The sequence below is a fragment of the Halomonas korlensis genome, assembly GCF_900116705.1.
GTDB classification, from domain to species: Bacteria; Pseudomonadota; Gammaproteobacteria; order Pseudomonadales; family Halomonadaceae; genus Halomonas; species Halomonas korlensis.
In genome coordinates this window covers 70,838-87,372 of sequence record NZ_FPBP01000004.1, presented here as the reverse complement: position 1 = coordinate 87,372, position 16,535 = coordinate 70,838, and the positions used below count along the sequence as shown (strand labels likewise).

At 60.1% G+C, this 16,535-nt stretch carries 13 protein-coding genes; 3 read left to right on the top strand and 10 right to left on the bottom strand.

Going from position 1 to position 16,535, the window contains the following annotated elements; translation table 11 throughout:
- Positions 1 to 165: 165 nt before the first annotated feature.
- The 6 genes from BM341_RS07070 to BM341_RS07045 all read right to left on the bottom strand — a co-directional run bounded on the left by BM341_RS07070 (position 166) and on the right by BM341_RS07045 (position 10,569).
- A complete protein-coding gene (locus BM341_RS07070; protein WP_089794360.1) occupies positions 166 to 507 on the bottom strand; it encodes a hypothetical protein in 342 nt (113 codons plus the stop codon).
- Positions 500 to 1,747, bottom strand: coding sequence for a poly-beta-1,6-N-acetyl-D-glucosamine synthase (gene pgaC, locus BM341_RS07065; RefSeq protein ID WP_089794358.1), 1,248 nt, complete (start codon positions 1,745 to 1,747; stop codon positions 500 to 502). Before pgaC ends, BM341_RS07070 begins: the two co-directional genes overlap by 8 nt.
- Positions 1,744 to 3,714: a poly-beta-1,6-N-acetyl-D-glucosamine N-deacetylase PgaB gene (gene pgaB / locus BM341_RS07060; protein WP_089794357.1), complete on the bottom strand. Its 1,971-nt coding sequence runs from the start codon at positions 3,712 to 3,714 to the stop codon at positions 1,744 to 1,746. The genes pgaC and pgaB overlap by 4 nt, the downstream gene beginning before the upstream one ends.
- A complete protein-coding gene (gene pgaA, locus BM341_RS07055) occupies positions 3,711 to 6,140 on the bottom strand; it encodes a poly-beta-1,6 N-acetyl-D-glucosamine export porin PgaA (protein WP_245784202.1) in 2,430 nt (809 codons plus the stop codon). Before pgaA ends, pgaB begins: the two co-directional genes overlap by 4 nt.
- Positions 6,141 to 6,723: 583 nt before the next feature.
- Positions 6,724 to 8,910, bottom strand: a complete 2,187-nt coding sequence (gene katG / locus BM341_RS07050) for a catalase/peroxidase HPI (protein ID WP_089794355.1) — start codon at positions 8,908 to 8,910, stop codon at positions 6,724 to 6,726.
- A 321-nt stretch (positions 8,911 to 9,231) separates the two neighbouring features.
- Positions 9,232 to 10,569, bottom strand: a complete 1,338-nt coding sequence (locus BM341_RS07045; RefSeq protein ID WP_089794353.1) for a tetratricopeptide repeat protein — start codon at positions 10,567 to 10,569, stop codon at positions 9,232 to 9,234.
- A 106-nt stretch (positions 10,570 to 10,675) separates the two neighbouring features.
- Between BM341_RS07045 and BM341_RS07040 the strand changes: the two genes are divergently transcribed.
- The gene (locus BM341_RS07040; protein ID WP_245784201.1) at positions 10,676 to 11,707 is read left to right on the top strand and encodes an AraC family transcriptional regulator; all 1,032 of its coding nucleotides are present in this window, start codon (positions 10,676 to 10,678) and stop codon (positions 11,705 to 11,707) included.
- A 158-nt stretch (positions 11,708 to 11,865) separates the two neighbouring features.
- Complete coding sequence (gene yghU / locus BM341_RS07035; RefSeq protein ID WP_089794349.1) at positions 11,866 to 12,741, top strand: glutathione-dependent disulfide-bond oxidoreductase; 876 nt, start codon at positions 11,866 to 11,868, stop codon at positions 12,739 to 12,741.
- Positions 12,742 to 12,772: 31 nt separating this feature from the next.
- Here yghU and BM341_RS07030 read toward each other — a convergent pair whose 3' ends face one another.
- Positions 12,773 to 13,780 (bottom strand): ion transporter, encoded by a 1,008-nt coding sequence (locus BM341_RS07030; RefSeq protein WP_089794347.1) that lies wholly within the window; start codon positions 13,778 to 13,780, stop codon positions 12,773 to 12,775.
- A 254-nt stretch (positions 13,781 to 14,034) separates the two neighbouring features.
- On the opposite strand from BM341_RS07030, the gene BM341_RS07025 reads away from it, so the two are divergent.
- Complete coding sequence (locus BM341_RS07025) at positions 14,035 to 14,589, top strand: YqhA family protein (RefSeq protein WP_089794345.1); 555 nt, start codon at positions 14,035 to 14,037, stop codon at positions 14,587 to 14,589.
- A 114-nt stretch (positions 14,590 to 14,703) separates the two neighbouring features.
- Here BM341_RS07025 and BM341_RS07020 read toward each other — a convergent pair whose 3' ends face one another.
- From BM341_RS07020 to BM341_RS07010, 3 genes are all read right to left on the bottom strand, one after another.
- The gene (locus BM341_RS07020) at positions 14,704 to 15,030 is read right to left on the bottom strand and encodes a septal ring lytic transglycosylase RlpA family protein (protein ID WP_245784217.1); all 327 of its coding nucleotides are present in this window, start codon (positions 15,028 to 15,030) and stop codon (positions 14,704 to 14,706) included.
- 361 nt (positions 15,031 to 15,391) lie between these two features.
- Positions 15,392 to 15,664, bottom strand: a complete 273-nt coding sequence (locus tag BM341_RS07015) for a hypothetical protein (protein WP_089794344.1) — start codon at positions 15,662 to 15,664, stop codon at positions 15,392 to 15,394.
- A gap of 372 nt (positions 15,665 to 16,036) precedes the next feature.
- A complete protein-coding gene (locus BM341_RS07010; RefSeq protein WP_089794342.1) occupies positions 16,037 to 16,348 on the bottom strand; it encodes a hypothetical protein in 312 nt (103 codons plus the stop codon).
- Positions 16,349 to 16,535: the final 187 nt, after the last annotated feature.

Sequence of the window (16,535 nt, the reverse complement as noted above, 5' to 3'; positions counted from 1 at the left end):
GGGCTGAAAAGTGGAATTGATCCGCTGGTGCGCTTCGCCAAGCGGTTGGAGCTTATCGGGAAGGGATTATCTCGAGCGACCGACGCCGGCTGAAGGCCAGCGTGCTGGAAGGCATGAAGAGCGTTCCGGACGTTTGTTCGACCACGACTCAGGCGGCTCTTTCCATCATCCTTGTTGCTGGAATTGCGGCTGTACCGTTTCGGGAGTGTGGACCGTCTGACCGTGAAAGGCCTTCAATCTCCTGCGAAACAGTGAGCGTTCGAAAATCACCCAAGTATGGAAGATTATGAAGACGGCGACAAAGTCGATGGCAGTTATCTTGAGAATCCCCAGAACGTAAGCCTGGGTGACCAGTATTTCGGCACTCGTCATTGCTAGGTAAGTCTGCGTGCCGAACAGACCCCACAGGCTGAGGGTGGCCAGGACAAGGGTGGTGTCTCTAAAACGATATCCCAGCCCACGCCGTTTGGGATTACTGATAACCATGTAGCCAAGCTTGTTATTCACGAAAGACTTCTCCTCTGTCGGGACTGCTCCATGTCGCAAGCTGACCGCGGCGACGTATAACGGCTTTGGGAAATGCGATGACCGCAGTCAGCATGTTCAGAATCCAATAAAAGAACGGATACCAGATGCACCAGAATAGGCAGTTGGCCATGTCATAGTCATAGCGGCTGTCGATAAAGAAACTGACGCTGAACTGGAGCAAGCAAAGGAACATCAGAAACCCTGCAGACGAACTCAGCAAGGCGGCTGCCGCATCCCAACTCGGAAAGGCCAGCGCCAGGTCAAACAGGCCCAGTATAATTAGCGTCAGCATTGAGTAGCACCAGACAATACTGATGATGTATTCGGCAAGTAGTAGCCAGAAGCGGCGATTGCGCCAACGGATTGCCTCGCCGAAATGGCGCAGGAAGGCCTCGGCACCACCCTGTGCCCAACGCAGGCGCTGGCGAAACAAGCCGCGGAGGGTTTCTGGCATCAATACCCAGCACATCGCATGAGGCTCATAACGAACCTGCCAACCTTTTAGTTGCAGTTTCCAGCTGACATCGATGTCCTCGGTGATCATATCGGTGCTCCACCCGCCGATCTGTTCCAATGCACTGCGGCGAAAGGCACAAATAACGCCCGAGATGGTGAAGACCATGCCGTAGATGCGTTGTGCGCGCTTGATCAAGCCGATAATTGAGGAGAACTCGCCTGTCTGGATCTTTCCAATTACCGTAGAGCGTGTACGTACTCGTGGATTGCCTGTGACGCTGCCAACCCGAGGGCTGTACAGGAAATGTTCGACCATCCAGCAGACCGCGTCGTAGTCGAGTACGGCATCGCCGTCTATACCGACAATGATTTCGCCGCTTGCATGTATCAAGCCATTGTTCATTGCGCTGGCTTTGCCCTGGTTGACCTGATGCAGGACTTTCAGTGCAGGGTACTGGCGGGCTAGCGTATCCAAGCGGTCGCCGGTGTCGTCATGGCTGCCATCGTTGATGGCGATTATCTCGAGATTCAGGTAGTTTTGACAAAACAGGTGATGAATTGTCTCGTCGATGTTTTTTCCTTCATTATGACAGGGCACCAGAATAGAGACGCGAGGGGCGTTGGGGTCGCTGGCCGAGGCCGGCTTCTCTGTCTGCTTGCGTTCCCAATGAAAAAAATAGTACAGGCCGCCACAGATCCACACCGTGGCCATCAGGCTGGGATAACCGATAGTAAAGAGGGCGAGTAATTCCATGGCATTCATCGCGCCTCCCCCAGTTGGTTCGTCAATGAGAAGTTCCGCCGCAGCACTCCGATATCGGGATGATCATTGATAAAGTCATCGGGGTAGTAGCCATAATTTTGAATTCCCTCGTTGCGTATTACTCCCATCCAGTGGGCCAGTGTTTCGCTGGGGATCTGCGTCTGGTCACGCCAGTCGGTGGCCTGGAGTTCGAAGATCAGGCGGTCAGCGGGAACAAGCTTCAAGGCTTCATTAGCGAGTTGCTTCAGCCAGCGATCCGCATCCTCGGCACCTTCCATATAGGGCATGGCCATGACGGCGGTATAATCGTAAGCCTTGCCGAACGCTTCGAGATTCTGGGCAAACCACGCCTCACTCTCGGGTTCGAGGACCACCGACGCATACATATTGCGAGCGATCAGGAAGCGCTTATTGTCATACTGGCGATAACGATCGGCGGCATTGCGCAGTTCATAAGTGAAATCGATCAGAAACTGCGTCTTGTGCCGGGTCCACTCGGCCATTTTTTCGTCGTCTTGGCGGATATTGGCCACGCTGTCGGGCAGGTTCCATTTGCGTGCATACCACTGCAGCGCATCCGGGCCGGCGTCTTCAAAGTCGTTCAGAAGCCCATCGTCGTGAAACAGCAGGCTGTCGAACTTGGTCATGCGGCCAAGATCCTCGTAGATCTCGCTGATGATCCGGCGGTTCTTCTCGACGTAGGGTGACAGGCGCTGGTAGTAGTCCGGGTTGGGCTGGCCGTGGCGAGCGTCAGTGACGTACTGGTAATCCTCACCCAGGTCGAAGGCCATGACCGGCATCCAAGCGTAGACCTTGACTCCGGCACGCTTCTTGAGTTGCCAGGCAACGCGGTTGAAGAGGTCGGTCTTCATTGGCATGTGGCGATTAGGGAAATACAGGGCCTCTGCCACGCCATCGCCATCGTCGTCGGCGTAGGCCTGCAGGTACACTGTGCTTACGCCCTGCTGCTTGACGCGATCAAGCAGGACATCCAGATTCTTTCCCTGCTGGACTTCGTCCTCGTCATAGACGTAATCCAGATCGACATGCACGACACGCTCGACGCCACGCTCCCATGTACGGTCGGCGAGAATCTCCTCCAAGGTTTCCAGCGAGGTTTCCTGATCGATCAGGTAACGCCCCATCTCTTTTGGATTCCCATTCACCTCGTTGACGTTCCCGAGCAGACTGAAGGTATGCGTCATACCCGCCTCGGCAGCCAGCTCCAGCGATGCATTGCTGTAGGCGCCGTAAGGCCAGACCATGATGCGTGGCCCTTCGCCCAGTTCGTCTTGAAAACGCTGGCGGGTCATCTGCATGTCGTTGCGTATGCGCGTCACATACTCGCTTTCGCCCTCGTAGCCCGAGGACGACCAGGAACTTGTCGTGGCGGCCGGCTGCATGTTGCCGAACGGATTGCCGATAATGCCCTTGTGAAGGTCATAGGTATGCGAGGCGACTTCGACCAACGGAGACCGCTGGATCTCGTTCAGCTGCGCCCAGGTCATGAAGCGTTCGCGGGGCAGCGTCGTTTCGCCGTAGGTCACCTGCTCCCCGGCGGGTACATCCAGCCAACTACCGACCACGGCGGTGATGGCCGGATAGTCATAGAGCTTGAGCAGTGGGTAGACGATGTCGTGAAAGCTGCGGTAACCATCATCAAAGGTCAGCAGAACGGCATTTTCAGGCAGCGGTTGTCTGCCTTCACGTGCGTCGATGATTTGCTGATAACTGACCGGGTGATAGCCGAGCTCGGCGAATAGGTTGAAATGTTCGACCAACAAATTGCGAGTGATCGTTTGCGGAAAGACCTTCATTTCCGGGGTCTGCTCCAGATCGACCACGTCGTGATAGCTGATCACGCTGAACTTACCGGGATCGCGTCCCGGGTCGCGGCCTGAATTCGTGACCGCCAAGACCGGCATGGCCAAGGACAAGGCCAGCATGGCAACAATCCATTTGCTCACAGGAATCTCCATTCAAAACCGGCAGTGATGAAGTTGCCGTACTCGGGAACGCCGTCGTAGACGGATTTCTGGCGTGAAATGCCGTATTCGAACACGACGTTGGGTTCGAACTCCCAAGCGTGCCGATATCCCACGGCCCAGGTTGGTTCGCTGCCGTAATCGTCCTGCCAGTAACCACCGCCCCCCAGGACCAGGGTCTGTACGAAGGATTGGCGGTAGCCCAGGGGCAGCGTATGGCCGACTTCAAGCTCACCACTCAGGCTGGCATCGCGGCGCGGGTTGAAGTAACTCGCCTCGACATCGTCATTCTTCGATGCGCCGGCGAACAGCTGGCCAGTAACGGTCCATTCATCGTGGCCGTAAAGTTCTTCGGTCCAGTAGCCCGAGATGGCACGGCGCAGGTTGCCGTCTTCCAGGTCCATGAAGGCCAGGCCGACACCGCCCGTGCCGGATTCGTCGCGGCGATAACGCCCTTCAAGCCGGTAGAGATCGGCGTATACCTCGTCACGCAAGGCCCGCAGGGGAACCTCGTCGCTATTGATTTCGGCGCTGAAAATACCGCTCCAATGATCGGACACGGCATAGTTGAACTCACCCCAGATCAGCGGGTCCTCGTTGAGCTGGGCGCCTTCGCCGATCGCTAGCTTGAGGATCGCGGGGTACAGGTTGAACTCATAACCGGCAGCGGTGTAAGCGGCATGCAGCGGTTCATCGTCGTACTCACCGTACAGCCCAATGCGCTGAGCGAAGAAGCGCGAGCCGGCGTCGTTGCGCGGAGCCTCCAGCAGCGTCTCATAGCGCCAATCGCGTGAACTCTGTACACCGGATCCGGTACTGTCGCCACGCGAGCCTTTGACGCTGAACCGGCCCGCCCGCTGCTCACGCAGCTCTCGGGTCAGGCCATCCAACGAGACACTGGGTGGATCCTCGGCAATGTGCTGCTCGATAGTCTTTACGTTACCTCGCCAGTCACCGCGATCGAGACGTGACATGAGGATGCCGTAGCCGGGCACGTTGCGTTCACTGGGTGCCATCAGCTGAGCCGCTTTCTGATAATTCTCTTCGGCCTGGCGAGGCCAGCCACGCCAGCGGCTGAGATCCCCCTTGATACGCCACAACGTGGCGTTAGCCGGGGCCTGTTCGACAAGGGCATCAAGGCGCCTTGAGGCGATATCCTCGTCGCCGCGCCAGGCAGCGAGCATTACCTCCAAGTGATGAGCGCGTTCGTAGTTGGGGTTGTTGATACGCTGGGTTCCAGTGAAATCCCAGCGCGAAGCGGGCTCTTCTGTCATCCACTGATTCAGCACCTGTTCCGCTTCGTCGTATTGACGTGTATCGGCATAGGTATAGATCAGTGACTCGTAACGCGGATGGTTCAGGTCGCGCGCAAGGCGAGGATTTGAGGCGATCAGCGACACATAGATATCACGCGCCTTGTCTGGACGGCCCAGGCCGCTGAGTGCATCGGCACGCGACTCACGTACGTAGTTGGGCAGTGGGCCGTAGCGGGCTTCCAGTTGCGTCGCGAGGGTCTCGGCTTCCTCGAACCGACGCAGCATTGCAAGGGCGACGACCTTGTCATACTGAGCACGCTGTACCAGCCCGGGGGCCGCGTTGGATGCAGCGATGACTGCCTCCAGATCGGCCAGGCCCGCTTCGGCGCGAACTATTTCATTGGTGCTTTGGGCCAGACGAATCTTGCCTACCCCATCGTAATAACGCAGCCACAGACGGTCTGACTCGGTAAAAAGAGCGGGGTGATCCTGCATCAGGCGCTCGGCGGCGCCGCGGGCTCCCAACGTAATGGCCAAGCGATAGAGGGACTTGATTTCCTCTTCATTCTGCGGCTGTTGTTCGACGAGTAATTGTCGGGTCTGGAGTTCTGCTATGGGATTGCCACTTCGAGTGGCCAGGAAGGCACGAGCCTCAAGCCACTGTTGGTCACGTCCGAAACGCTCTTCATAGCGGGTCAGGGCCCAGTTGGCGGAATTATGATAGCCCTGCTCGATATTTGTCAGGGCCAGGCCAAGCCATGCCTGGTCATTGTTCGGGTCGCGGTAGGTCAGGGCCAGGTAGAAATCCTGTGAGCGCGTGTATTCACCGGCCAGACGTGCCGCACGGCCTAACGCTTCCAGGCTGATATCGGAATAGTCATCGACACTGCACGAGACACAGACATCCAGGGCCTGGCGATAGCGTTCGCTGCGCACCATCAGCGCAAGCAGGTCATCAAGAACGGCTTGGTCAGCGGTCTGGTCATAGAGACGCGAGAGGCCATTGATTGCTTCGTCGAGTTGTCCCTGGCGCGCGGTGATGACCCAAGATTCTCGTTGGGAGTCGACGCTGCCTTGTGCCAAGGCCACGTTAGCCAACGACAGCGCTAGCGCACACAGCAGTGTTTTCGCTGCCACATTCATCACCACCATCCCTGTTCCTTCATCTGGTTCGCAGACCCACTTCGTTATCCGTATTGAAAGTAATTTGTGCAATGCAGCGTGCATGGTAGAGGGAAAGCCATAGCGAGCCCACCTGAGATTGACTCATCGTGCGGTCGGCTTGTGATGCAAAAAAATAGCGAGGCCAAGGCGGTTTTATGATTTCTGCCATACTACAGAGCTAATATATAAAATTAGTGATTTAATCTTGAAAAGGCGTTTGGTGTGTGGAGCAACCAGGTGTCGTCATCTCTAGTACCTTCCAGGGCAGCCAAGGATTCCCTCGACCACGTTGTCTTTCTTGTCGCGCAGCAGCTTGGTCACTGTAGCTATTTCACCCTGTGGCGGGTCTGTGCCGCGGTCCACTTGCTGTGATATCGCTTGCCTGGGTTGATCGCGTTCATGGGGTGTTTACCGGGGCATCAGCGTCACCGGTCAGCGCGTTGGACAAAAAAGACGAAGGAGGGGGGAGGCCCATTCCTTCGTCAATGCGTTGCCAGTGTGGAAAGCACCCGACCGCCCCCAGGGTCTGGGAGCGCCTGAACGTCTGCTGGCTGAAGTGGCGTGAGCGCGATTACGCGAGGTCGAAGCGGTCCGCGTTCATCACCTTGTTCCAGGCGGCGATGAAGTGGTTCACGAACCGTTCCTTCGCGTCGTCCTGGGCATAGACTTCGGCCAGGGCGCGAAGCTGCGAGTTGGAGCCGAAGACCAGGTCCACGCGCGTGCCGGTCCATTTCACTTCGCCCGTCTTGCGATCACGGCCTTCGAACACGTTGGGGTCGGCTGCGCTCGGCTGCCACTCGGTGTTCAGATCGACCAGATTCAGGAAGAAGTCGTTGGTGAGCGTCTCGGGGCGCTTGGTGAAAACACCGTGTGGTGCCTTGTGGTAGTTGGCGTTGAGAACACGCAAACCACCCACCAGCACCGTCATTTCCGGTGCGCTCAGGCCCAGCAGTTGCGCCTTGTCGACCAGCATCTCCTCGTCGGGCACGGTAAATGCGGTCCGGCGATAATTGCGGAAGCCGTCGGCCTCGGGATTGAGCGGCTCGAAGGACTCGGCGTCGGTCTGCTCCTGGGTCGCGTCGGTGCGGCCCGGGGCGAACGGCACCTCGACCGGGTGTCCGGCGTCTTTCGCGGCCTTCTCGATCGCGGCGGCGCCGCCGAGTACGATCAGGTCTGCCAGTGACACTCGCTTGTTGTCGGACTGGGCGGCGTTGAAGTCGCGCTGGATGCCTTCGAGGGCCTCGAGCACATTCGCCAGCTGCACGGGCTGGTTGGCGTCCCAGTCCTTCTGCGGGGCCAGACGAATGCGCGCACCGTTGGCTCCACCGCGCATGTCGGAGCCGCGGAAGGTGGAGGCGGAGGCCCAGGCGGTCGAGACCAGTTCGGATACCGCAAGGCCGGACGCCAAGATATTGCCCTTAAGCTCGGCGATGTCCTGCGCATTGACCAGTTCGTGGTCGACGTCAGGCACCGGGTCTTGCCAGATGAGCTCTTCCGCCGGCACTTCCGGGCCCAGATAGCGAACCTTGGGGCCCATGTCGCGGTGGGTCAGTTTGAACCAGGCGCGGGCAAAGGCGTCGGCAAACTCTTCCGGGTTGTTGTGGAAGTGCTCGCAGATCTTGCGGTACTCGGGGTCTTCGCGCATCGCCATGTCGGCGGTGGACATCATGATGTGCACACGCTTGGCGGGGTCTTCCGCATCCGGCGCGTGGTCCTTTTCGGCCAGATTCTTCGGCTGCCACTGCTGGGCTCCTGCCGGGCTCCTGGTCAGCTCCCACTCGTAACCGAACAGCACATCGAAGTAGCTCATGTCCCACTGGGTCGGGGTGGGCGTCCAGGCGCCTTCCAGGCCGCTGGTGATGGTGTCGGATCCCTTGCCGCTGCGGTAGCTGTTCTTCCAGCCCAGGCCCATCTCCTCGAGCGGAGCGGCCTCGGGTTCGGGGCCGACATGCTCGTTGGGGTCGGCAGCGCCGTGCGTCTTGCCGAAGGTATGACCACCGGCGGTCAGCGCGGCCGTCTCGTAGTCGTTCATCGCCATGCGGGCGAAGGTCTCGCGGATGTCGCGAGCAGAGGCCAGCGGGTCCGGGTTGCCGTCCGGGCCTTCCGGGTTCACGTAGATCAGGCCCATCTGCACGGCGGCCAGCGGATTTTCCAACTGGCGGTCACCGGAATAGCGACTGTTGGCCTTGTCGCTGGTGGCCAGCCACTCGTCCTCGGCGCCCCAGTAGATGTCCTCTTCCGGCTGGTAGATGTCCTCGCGACCGCCGGCGAAACCGAAGGTCTTGAAGCCCATGGATTCCAGGGCCACGTTGCCGGTGAGCACGTACAGGTCGGCCCAGGAGAGCTTGTTGCCGTATTTCTGCTTGATCGGCCATAGCAGGCGGCGCGCCTTGTCCAGGTTGCCATTGTCGGGCCAGCTGTTCAGCGGTGCGAAACGCTGGGACCCGGTACCGGCACCGCCACGGCCGTCGCCCATACGATAGGAACCCGCGCTGTGCCAGGCCATGCGAATGAAGAACGGGCCGTAATGGCCGTAATCGGCCGGCCACCAGTCCTGGGAATCGGTCATCAGGGCGGTAAGGTCTTGCTTCACCGCTGCCAGGTCGAGTTTCTTGAATTCCTCGGCATAGTTGAAGTCTTCACCCAGCGGGTTGGACTTGGCGTTATGCTGATGAAGGATGTTGAGGTTGAGCTGGTTCGGCCACCAGTCGTGGCTTGCGTTGCCCTTGTTGCCCATTGCGGTGCGTGAGCCGTGCATGACCGGGCACTTGCCCGTGTTGTTAACATCGTATGCGTCCAAAGTTCACTCCCGTTGCTGCTGCGATGATCGGGTCGACCACGTGTTAAGACCATACAGCAAGTCTAAATTAAGGGTTTAAGTTGTTTTTCGCACCATCTCGATAGGCTTTTCCTATAGCTCTCTTCGCTCACTCGGCTTCGCTACAGGGGGAGTCATCACATCGGCTAGGGGGGATGGATAAGGGGAATGGATAGAGGGGATCATTACATGGGGAGTGGCTCATCGAACGCCGCACGAACAGGGTCCGTGCGGCGTGGGCGTTGCTTTCAGATCATTGCCTCAGGCAATCCGTCTTTCGTCCATAGCGGGGGCGCTTGCCCGGCTCAGGAAGGAGCGGTTGATGGGGCTGTGCGGCTTGAGTGCCAGGCGCTCGTTCGCCAGGCCCTCGGCCAGGTCACGATACCCGCCGCGTAAGGCGGCTTCGGTCAGCGTCCAGTCGATGATATCGCGCTGCGCATGGCTGCCACCGAAGTGGTTGGCGATGAAACGTGCCGCGTGCAGGCGCTCGGTCGCGGTGGCATAGTCGCCGCGCCAGAAGGCCACGAACCCTTCCACCAGCGGCAGGCCGGTGGTTCGCGCCCAGGCTGCCATCTCCGTGGGATTGCCGTTGCCGCGAAGCGCCGCGAGGATCTGCTCCACTCGATCGTCGCGCCCGGCGCCCAGGTAGGCCATGACGGCGTGCCAGTCGTTGAAGGGGTAGAGCCTGCCGTCGGCGTGCTGGTCCCAGGCGTTCGCAAGTTCCTGCCAACGGTTGCCGACGTCCTGACCGGCAAGGGCCAGCCGCCAGAGCAGCGCCGAGGCGTCGACAATGTCCAGCGCCACGGCGCTGCGGTCCTGACGGATCGGGCCGTCATAGAGGGCCAGTGCTTCATGCGTCTGGCCCAGATCGAGATGGCAGAGCGCAAGATGCCACCAGTTATGGGCCTTGAACAGGTTGTCGTCGCCTGACCAGTAGGGTTCGCGCGCCGTCATCCAGCCGATGCCGTCCTCGGCACGACCTTGCATTTCCATGACATGAGCCACGGCATGATGAGCCCAGCAGTCCAGGGGCTGCAGGTCCAGCGCCTGGCGGCCGGTGTCTTCGGCGCGGGCGTAGGCGCCGGTTTCCTCCAGGCCGAAGGCGTACAGGCCCAGCACGATCGAATACGCCGGCATGTCGGGCGACCACTTGGGCAGCACGCGCGCGATGCGGTCACGCAGGTCGCGGGCGTTGGCACGGTAGAAGTCCGTCAGGTGACCCGTCTGCAGGGCCAGCAAGTCGTGCGGATAGCGCATGTTGTGATGGTCCAGCGCGATGCCGGCCGCGGTCCATTCGCCTGCCAGTAGACGGTCGAGAACGGCCACATGCGAGGCCTCCCGGTCGTTCAGGCGCGCGGTCCTGGCGATGGCGACATCGGCGCTGGCCGCCTTGGCGGCGTCGGGCTCGGTAGCCAGGGCAAACAGATAGGCCCTGGCAAGGCGGGCCATGGTGAAGCCGGGGGCTGCCTCGATGGCTTGATCCAGCGGCGTGACAGGGTCGCCACGGTAGATGTTGAAGGCATCCACGGCGCGGTTGTACAACGCTGCGGTATCGGTGGTGGCACCGGGCAGGGCGTTTCCTTGGCGGTCGGTCAGCATGGCAGCGAGCTCCTGTTTCGATGGCCGCCGACGGTGTGTCGTGCGGCGGGTGGCGGCCTTGCCGCGCACCATGCTGCTAAACTACTCGGAGGTGGGTCGGAGCATAATGGGCGAAACGCCAGACTTGTTGTCCGATCCGCCGCGATGGGGGCATCGACCGATGGATGCGGGGCTCGATGTACTGCGCATGATCCACTTCACCGGGGGCATCTTTCTCGATGCCGAGTTCTCTGCGCCGTGGTGCGTGGCCGCCCAGGTTACGCCGGACGATTGCCGGCCGTTCACGCCGGTCCCCCAGGGTATCCTTGCCTATCATTACGTCAGCGCCGGTCGGCTGCTGCTACGGGTCGGCGAAGCGGTGCCGGTGACGGTGTCGGCGGGGCATATCGTGGTGCTGCCGCGTAACGACCCGCACGTACTGGGTAGCGAGCTCGACGGTGAACCCGCCAGCGTGGATCATCTGATACAACCGATGAGCGATGGCGGCTTGGCCCGGATCGTCTACGGCGGCGGTGGCGACACCACGCGGTTGCAGTGCGGTTTCCTGTATAGCGAGACACCGGGCGACGCCTTGATCGGCATCCTGCCCAGCGTGATGACGCTCGATGTAGCGCAAGGTACGGCGGGGCGATGGATCGAAAGCTCCTTTCGCTTCGCCGCGACGGAACTGGCCGCCGGCGATATCGGTTCCTCGGTGAGGCTCGCCAGGCTGGCCGAGCTGCTCTTCATCGAGGCCGTGCACCACTACCTGGCCGGCCTGCCCCCCGAGCAGCGTGCCTGGGTGGGTGGGTTGCGCAACCCCTTCGTCAGTCGTGCCCTGGCGAAACTGCACGATCATCCCGAGCGTCAATGGTCGAGCGAAACGCTGGCGCGCGAGGTCGGGCTTTCCCGATCCGCCCTTGCCGAGCATTTTACCGCATTGGTGGGCGTACCCCCGATGCGCTACCTGGGCAGGCTGCGCATGCAGATCGCCGCACGTCGCCTGCGCGAGTCGTTGACGTCCATTTCCCGGATTGCGCTGGAAGCGGGATACGAATCGGAGGCGTCGTTCAATAAGGCGTTCAAGCGTACCTTCGGCGCGCCGCCGGCGACATGGCGTCGTCAGCAGCAGGGCGCAGCACAAACCACAGCGCCCTAATGACCGCCACCGGCGCTATCCCGCTGTCCTCGATCGCGACAGAACCCGTATCTTGAGCATGAAACCTTATCAGGCTACCGTTTGTCGGACGGGTATTATACAGCCTGGCCGCTTCTGTACGAGGCGGCGAACTATGCCTTAATCTCTCAGGAGACTTCATGAGCCAAGACAACGACTACACCCCACCCGCCGTCTGGACCTGGGAAAAGGCGAGCGGTGGGCAGTTTGCCAGCATCAATCGCCCTATCGCCGGCCCGACCCATGACCAGCCGCTGCCGGTTGGCAAGCATCCCTTCCAGCTTTACTCGATGGCCACGCCCAATGGGGTGAAGGTCACGGTAATGTTCGAGGAGCTGCTGGCGCTGGGTCACAAGAAGGCCGAATACGACGCCTGGCTGATCAGGATCGGCGATGGCGATCAGTTCGGTAGCGGCTTCGTCGAGGTCAACCCGAACTCCAAGATCCCGGCGCTGATGGATCACAGCACCGCTCCGCCCATCCGCGTGTTCGAGTCTGGCTCGATCCTGCTCTATCTTGCGGAGAAATTCGATGAATTCCTGCCCCATGAGCCGACCTTGCGCACCGAGACGTTGAACTGGCTGTTCTGGCAAATGGGCAGTGGGCCGTTCCTGGGCGGTGGCTTCGGTCACTTCTATGCCTATGCGCCGGAGAAGCTGGAGTATCCGATCGACCGTTTCGCCATGGAGGTCAAGCGTCAGCTGGACGTGCTCGACCGTCGCCTGGCGGAAAACCGCTACCTGGCCGGGGATGAGTACACCATCGCCGATATGGCCAACTGGGCCTGGTACGGCCAGCTGGCGTTGGGGCGGCTGTACGATGCCGGCGAGTTCCTTCAGGTGCAGGGCTACGAGCATGTGCAGCGCTGGGCCAAGGAGATCGACGCACGCCCGGCGGTGAAGCGCGGGCGCATGGTCAATCGCCCCTTCGGTGAGCCGGAAGAGCAGCTGCACGAACGCCACGATGCCAGTGATTTCATGCACAGGACGCAGGACAAGCTCGAACCGCAAAGCTGATGTTGAGCGAAAGTGGCGGCCTGTTTCGGCCTCAGACGTACCTGTCGCGCCACTGCTTGACGGCGACCTGCTCCTTGAGCATTTCGAGCATGTCGATCAGCACCTGCTCGGTCACCTGATCGGTATGCTTGTCGACTTCGAGCCAGGCATCGAACCCACTTTCGGTAAGACGCTCCACCAGGGTATTGAACTCCGGGGAGCGCAGCCCTTCCACGGCCTCGTGGACGAGCCGACAGGCGAGGTCGCTGAGCGCCTCGTCCAGACCCTTGGCGACCTGGCTGCCCAGGGGCAGCCGCTTCAGGCGGCTTATCTCGCGGCTTTCGCCCAGCGTGCGGCCGACCAGGGCGCTGACATAGCGCATCAGGTCGTCACGGTTAGTGGCATAGGCGTTGCTGGCCATGTCCTCCAGGCGGCGGGACACCTCGGCGATCAGCTGCTGTTTGCGCGGCATCACCACGTCGCCGACGAGCCGTCGGGACAGCGAGTCGCTGGAGCGCACCTGGTCCTGCACATTGTCGAGCAGGCGGATGGCGATGCGGTCGGAGAGCTCTTCGAGCAGGATGTCGTAGTACTTGGCATAAACGCCATACAGCCACCAGCGGCGGACATCGATCAGCCGCATGCGCTGCAGGCGGTACATCAGCGAGATGACGCGCAGGATGCGCAGCAGCCGAAAGCCGCTCAAGGGAATGCACCCCAGCACGTCGTACCAGTGCACGAAAGGATAGAAGAACCAGCGATGGTAGCGGCGCTCGGCGATCGCCATCGCCCAGCCGAGCAGCACATCGAGCAGGAAGACGCTGACGAAAGCGAGATCGATGGCGAGGAAGTTCGCGTGAATGCGCTGGTCGTAGGCCCCATGCAGCCTGGGTGCCACCGCCTCGAAGGCGCTGTTCAGCGGCGGCAGCAGGAAGAGGCTATCGAACAGCAGCAGCGCGAGGTTGGCCACGACCAACACGACGATCAGCAGATCCCAGGCGAGGTGCAGGCGTTCCAGGCTCGGGCTGAGCGGACGGGAGGGTGGGGAAGGCCGCCTCACGGTTTCACCGACACCGGGACCGTCCGGCGGATACCGCCACTCGTTTGAGCGATGCTTTTCATACGAACCCTCCTTGCGCTGAAACCACCCTTGTTATTGTCTTCAGCCTATCATTCTACCGGCGAGGAGGGGCTAGTCGTGACGGTCTCGCGAACAGGCTGAAGAACACGTAAGGTGCGAAACCTATAAGGTGCAGCACACGTCCACAATGCTCAGGTTGCCGGGCTCAAGTTTCCGGTCTAAGGGGAGAGAAAATGCCAGAACCGGACAATACAACGCCCCCCAAGCGCCCCCAGGGCAAACTGGAACAGCGCATCGAACGCTTCCTGTGGAATTCGCGGTTCCTCGTCATGGCAGCGGTGATCCCTAGCCTGCTGGGCGCGCTGGTGTTGTTCATCATCGGAACGCTCGACATTTTCGCGGTTCTTGTTGATGCCGCCACCTACTATCTCCTGGGCAGCGGAGAGGACATCCACGAAACGGTAGTGCCCAACATCGTGATTGCGGTGGATATCTACCTTATCGCCATCGTGCTGCTGGTGTTTGGACTGGGCGTTTACCGGCTTTTCGTGTCGCCCATCGAGCAAACGGAAGATCACTCCCCCAGGCATCCCTTCAATGTCGAGTCGTTCGACCAGCTCAAGGACAAGATCGCTCGAGTCGTGATCCTGGCGGTCATCATCGAGTTCTTTCGTGCCGTGGTCGAAATTCGCTTCCAGACCCCCCTGGATGCGATCTACCTGGCCCTGTCGGTGCTGGCACTGGCGGCAGCGATCTACTTGATGAGCCTGACCCACAAGGGCGAATGACAACACCGCCGCGAGGGGTGATGCTGTTCGGTACGGGAAGACGATTGGGAGGCTTCTGCGGCAGATAGAAAGATGCCGAACGCTCGACCGTCAGTAGGTTACTAGGCTAATAGGTTACTGAACGGAGGTGACCATCACCGGCACGGTGCCGCGCTTGAGCATGCCCAGCTTCTTGGCGGCACGCTTGGAAAGGTCGATGATGCGCCCCTTGGCGTAAGGGCCACGGTCAGTGATAGTCACCTCGACCTGGCTGCCGGTATCCTCGCGTACCACTAACACCTTGGTGCCGAACGGCAGGGTGGGGTGTGCGGCGGTCATTTCCTGCTGGTCGAAGGGTTCGCCGCTGGCCGTTGTCTTGCCCTGGAAGTGGTCGCTGTAATAGGACGCCACCCCCTGCTGAGTCTTGACGGTTGTTTCGTGGGCCTGAAGGCTGCCGGCCATGCCTAGCGTCAGCAGACTCGTCAGGCAGCAGATCATGAGGCGTCGAGCTTGTATCACCATTACTTACCTCTGGGCTATCGTGTTTCGCGACGCTCGCGTTCATCGATGAGGCGCCAGGCCATGGGGGAACAGCGTGTCCGCTCGAGGTTGGTTCCTTAATCGGGAACCGCCGCCGCAAGCCATGACGACAACGCTGTCTGCAACAAGTATCTTCGTGCGTTGAATAATAGTCGGCGACGCCCCGTACGGCAACTTAGTTAAAGGACATGTATCGCGCAAGAGCAAGGGCCAGGCAAACGGGATGAGCCTATTGCCGATGACGTCATGAGGACCGGGCCTGGGAAGATTCAATCTCGGTAGGTCAGTCGTTCTCACTGACAGACAGACCGCAGGCCATCAGATGATCTGCCATCGCCCGGGAGGCCAACGCGAACTCCACGCGTGCGGTCGCAAGCGCGCTGTAATCACGGGTCACGAGGTCGCGTTCCAGGCGATCGAGTCGCGCCTTGGCCCTGGCAAGTCGTTGACCCAGCAAGGCATCGATTTCGAAAAAAACAGGCGGCGCATCCGACGCCTCGAGCAACTGCTCCATGAACTCCGCTGGCAGTTCGCAAGACACTTCCGACACTTCCATGACACGGACTCCTTGATCACAAAGAAGACCTGGTAAAAGGAAATCGCCTGTTCCTTGGTGGGGGTGTTTCAGGGCGTTTTACGACTGGTATAGACGTATTTCAAGATAGTAGTGGAGGTTTCGAGCGTGGCGCCAGATGCCTGACGATGCTTTCACTCTCTCCTCTTATTTTTCTCCTCTTGCCATCACCAGGCTGTTGCACCGTGACGTCCTAGGCATGACATCTAGTTAAACGGCAGGAAGACGTGGACGGCCAGCACGAGCGGCAGTAGCGAAGCGGCTTCAGACAGGACGGCCGCATCAGCAACGAAAACACCCCATCCCGATTAACGGAATGGAGTGCGGCAACTCCGACGCAGAAACCTCACGTTCTCAGGGCTGACTCGCCTGCTCGAACAGCTCTGCCTTGGCGTCACGCATGACGTCTTCACAGGCGGCTTGATGGGCGAGTTGGGTCAGCAGGTTCTGGGTCACTTCAAAGCCTTTCCCTAGGCAGGTATCGACATCCTGACGGCTTACTCGGGGGGTAACGTCGCAATCGATCTTGAGCGTTCTTCCGCCACCTTCCAGCTTGTCGGCCATTTCCCGCAGGCGCCAAGCGATCCGTGCTTTCCAGCTGGCTGATTCTTCCACGCCTTCGTTTACGCTAAACGTGCAGTGCCATTCAGGTTTATAGACCTTCATGAGAACCTCCGGTGCTGGCTAGGTATGTTCGATCGTGTTTTCTGCTCCATAAGTGTCGATGTTGCCAAGCCATCATACCGCCTTTGCCTCACCGGCATAATGGGTGCGCGTCGCCGTTGACGCCGGCTCCGTGAGGCGCTGTCAACGGCTGCATCAACTAGGATAAAAAGCGACAGGCCGGTTCGGC

Excerpts from the sequence above, each read along its gene's own strand:
- BM341_RS07015 (WP_089794344.1), bottom strand. The coding sequence starts at position 15,664 with ATGGAAGTGTCGGAAGTGTCTTGCGAACTGCCAGCGGAGTTCATGGAG.
- pgaC (WP_089794358.1), bottom strand. The coding sequence starts at position 1,747 with ATGAATGCCATGGAATTACTCGCCCTCTTTACTATCGGTTATCCCAGC.
- katG (WP_089794355.1), bottom strand. The coding sequence starts at position 8,910 with ATGCACGGCTCACGCACCGCAATGGGCAACAAGGGCAACGCAAGCCAC.
- BM341_RS07045 (WP_089794353.1), bottom strand. The coding sequence starts at position 10,569 with ATGCTGACCGACCGCCAAGGAAACGCCCTGCCCGGTGCCACCACCGAT.
- BM341_RS07020 (WP_245784217.1), bottom strand. The coding sequence starts at position 15,030 with ATGGCCGGCAGCCTTCAGGCCCACGAAACAACCGTCAAGACTCAGCAG.
- BM341_RS07010 (WP_089794342.1), bottom strand. The coding sequence starts at position 16,348 with ATGAAGGTCTATAAACCTGAATGGCACTGCACGTTTAGCGTAAACGAA.
- yghU (WP_089794349.1), top strand. The coding sequence starts at position 11,866 with ATGAGCCAAGACAACGACTACACCCCACCCGCCGTCTGGACCTGGGAA.
- pgaA (WP_245784202.1), bottom strand. The coding sequence starts at position 6,140 with ATGGTGGTGATGAATGTGGCAGCGAAAACACTGCTGTGTGCGCTAGCG.
- BM341_RS07025 (WP_089794345.1), top strand. The coding sequence starts at position 14,035 with ATGCCAGAACCGGACAATACAACGCCCCCCAAGCGCCCCCAGGGCAAA.
- BM341_RS07040 (WP_245784201.1), top strand. The coding sequence starts at position 10,676 with ATGGGCGAAACGCCAGACTTGTTGTCCGATCCGCCGCGATGGGGGCAT.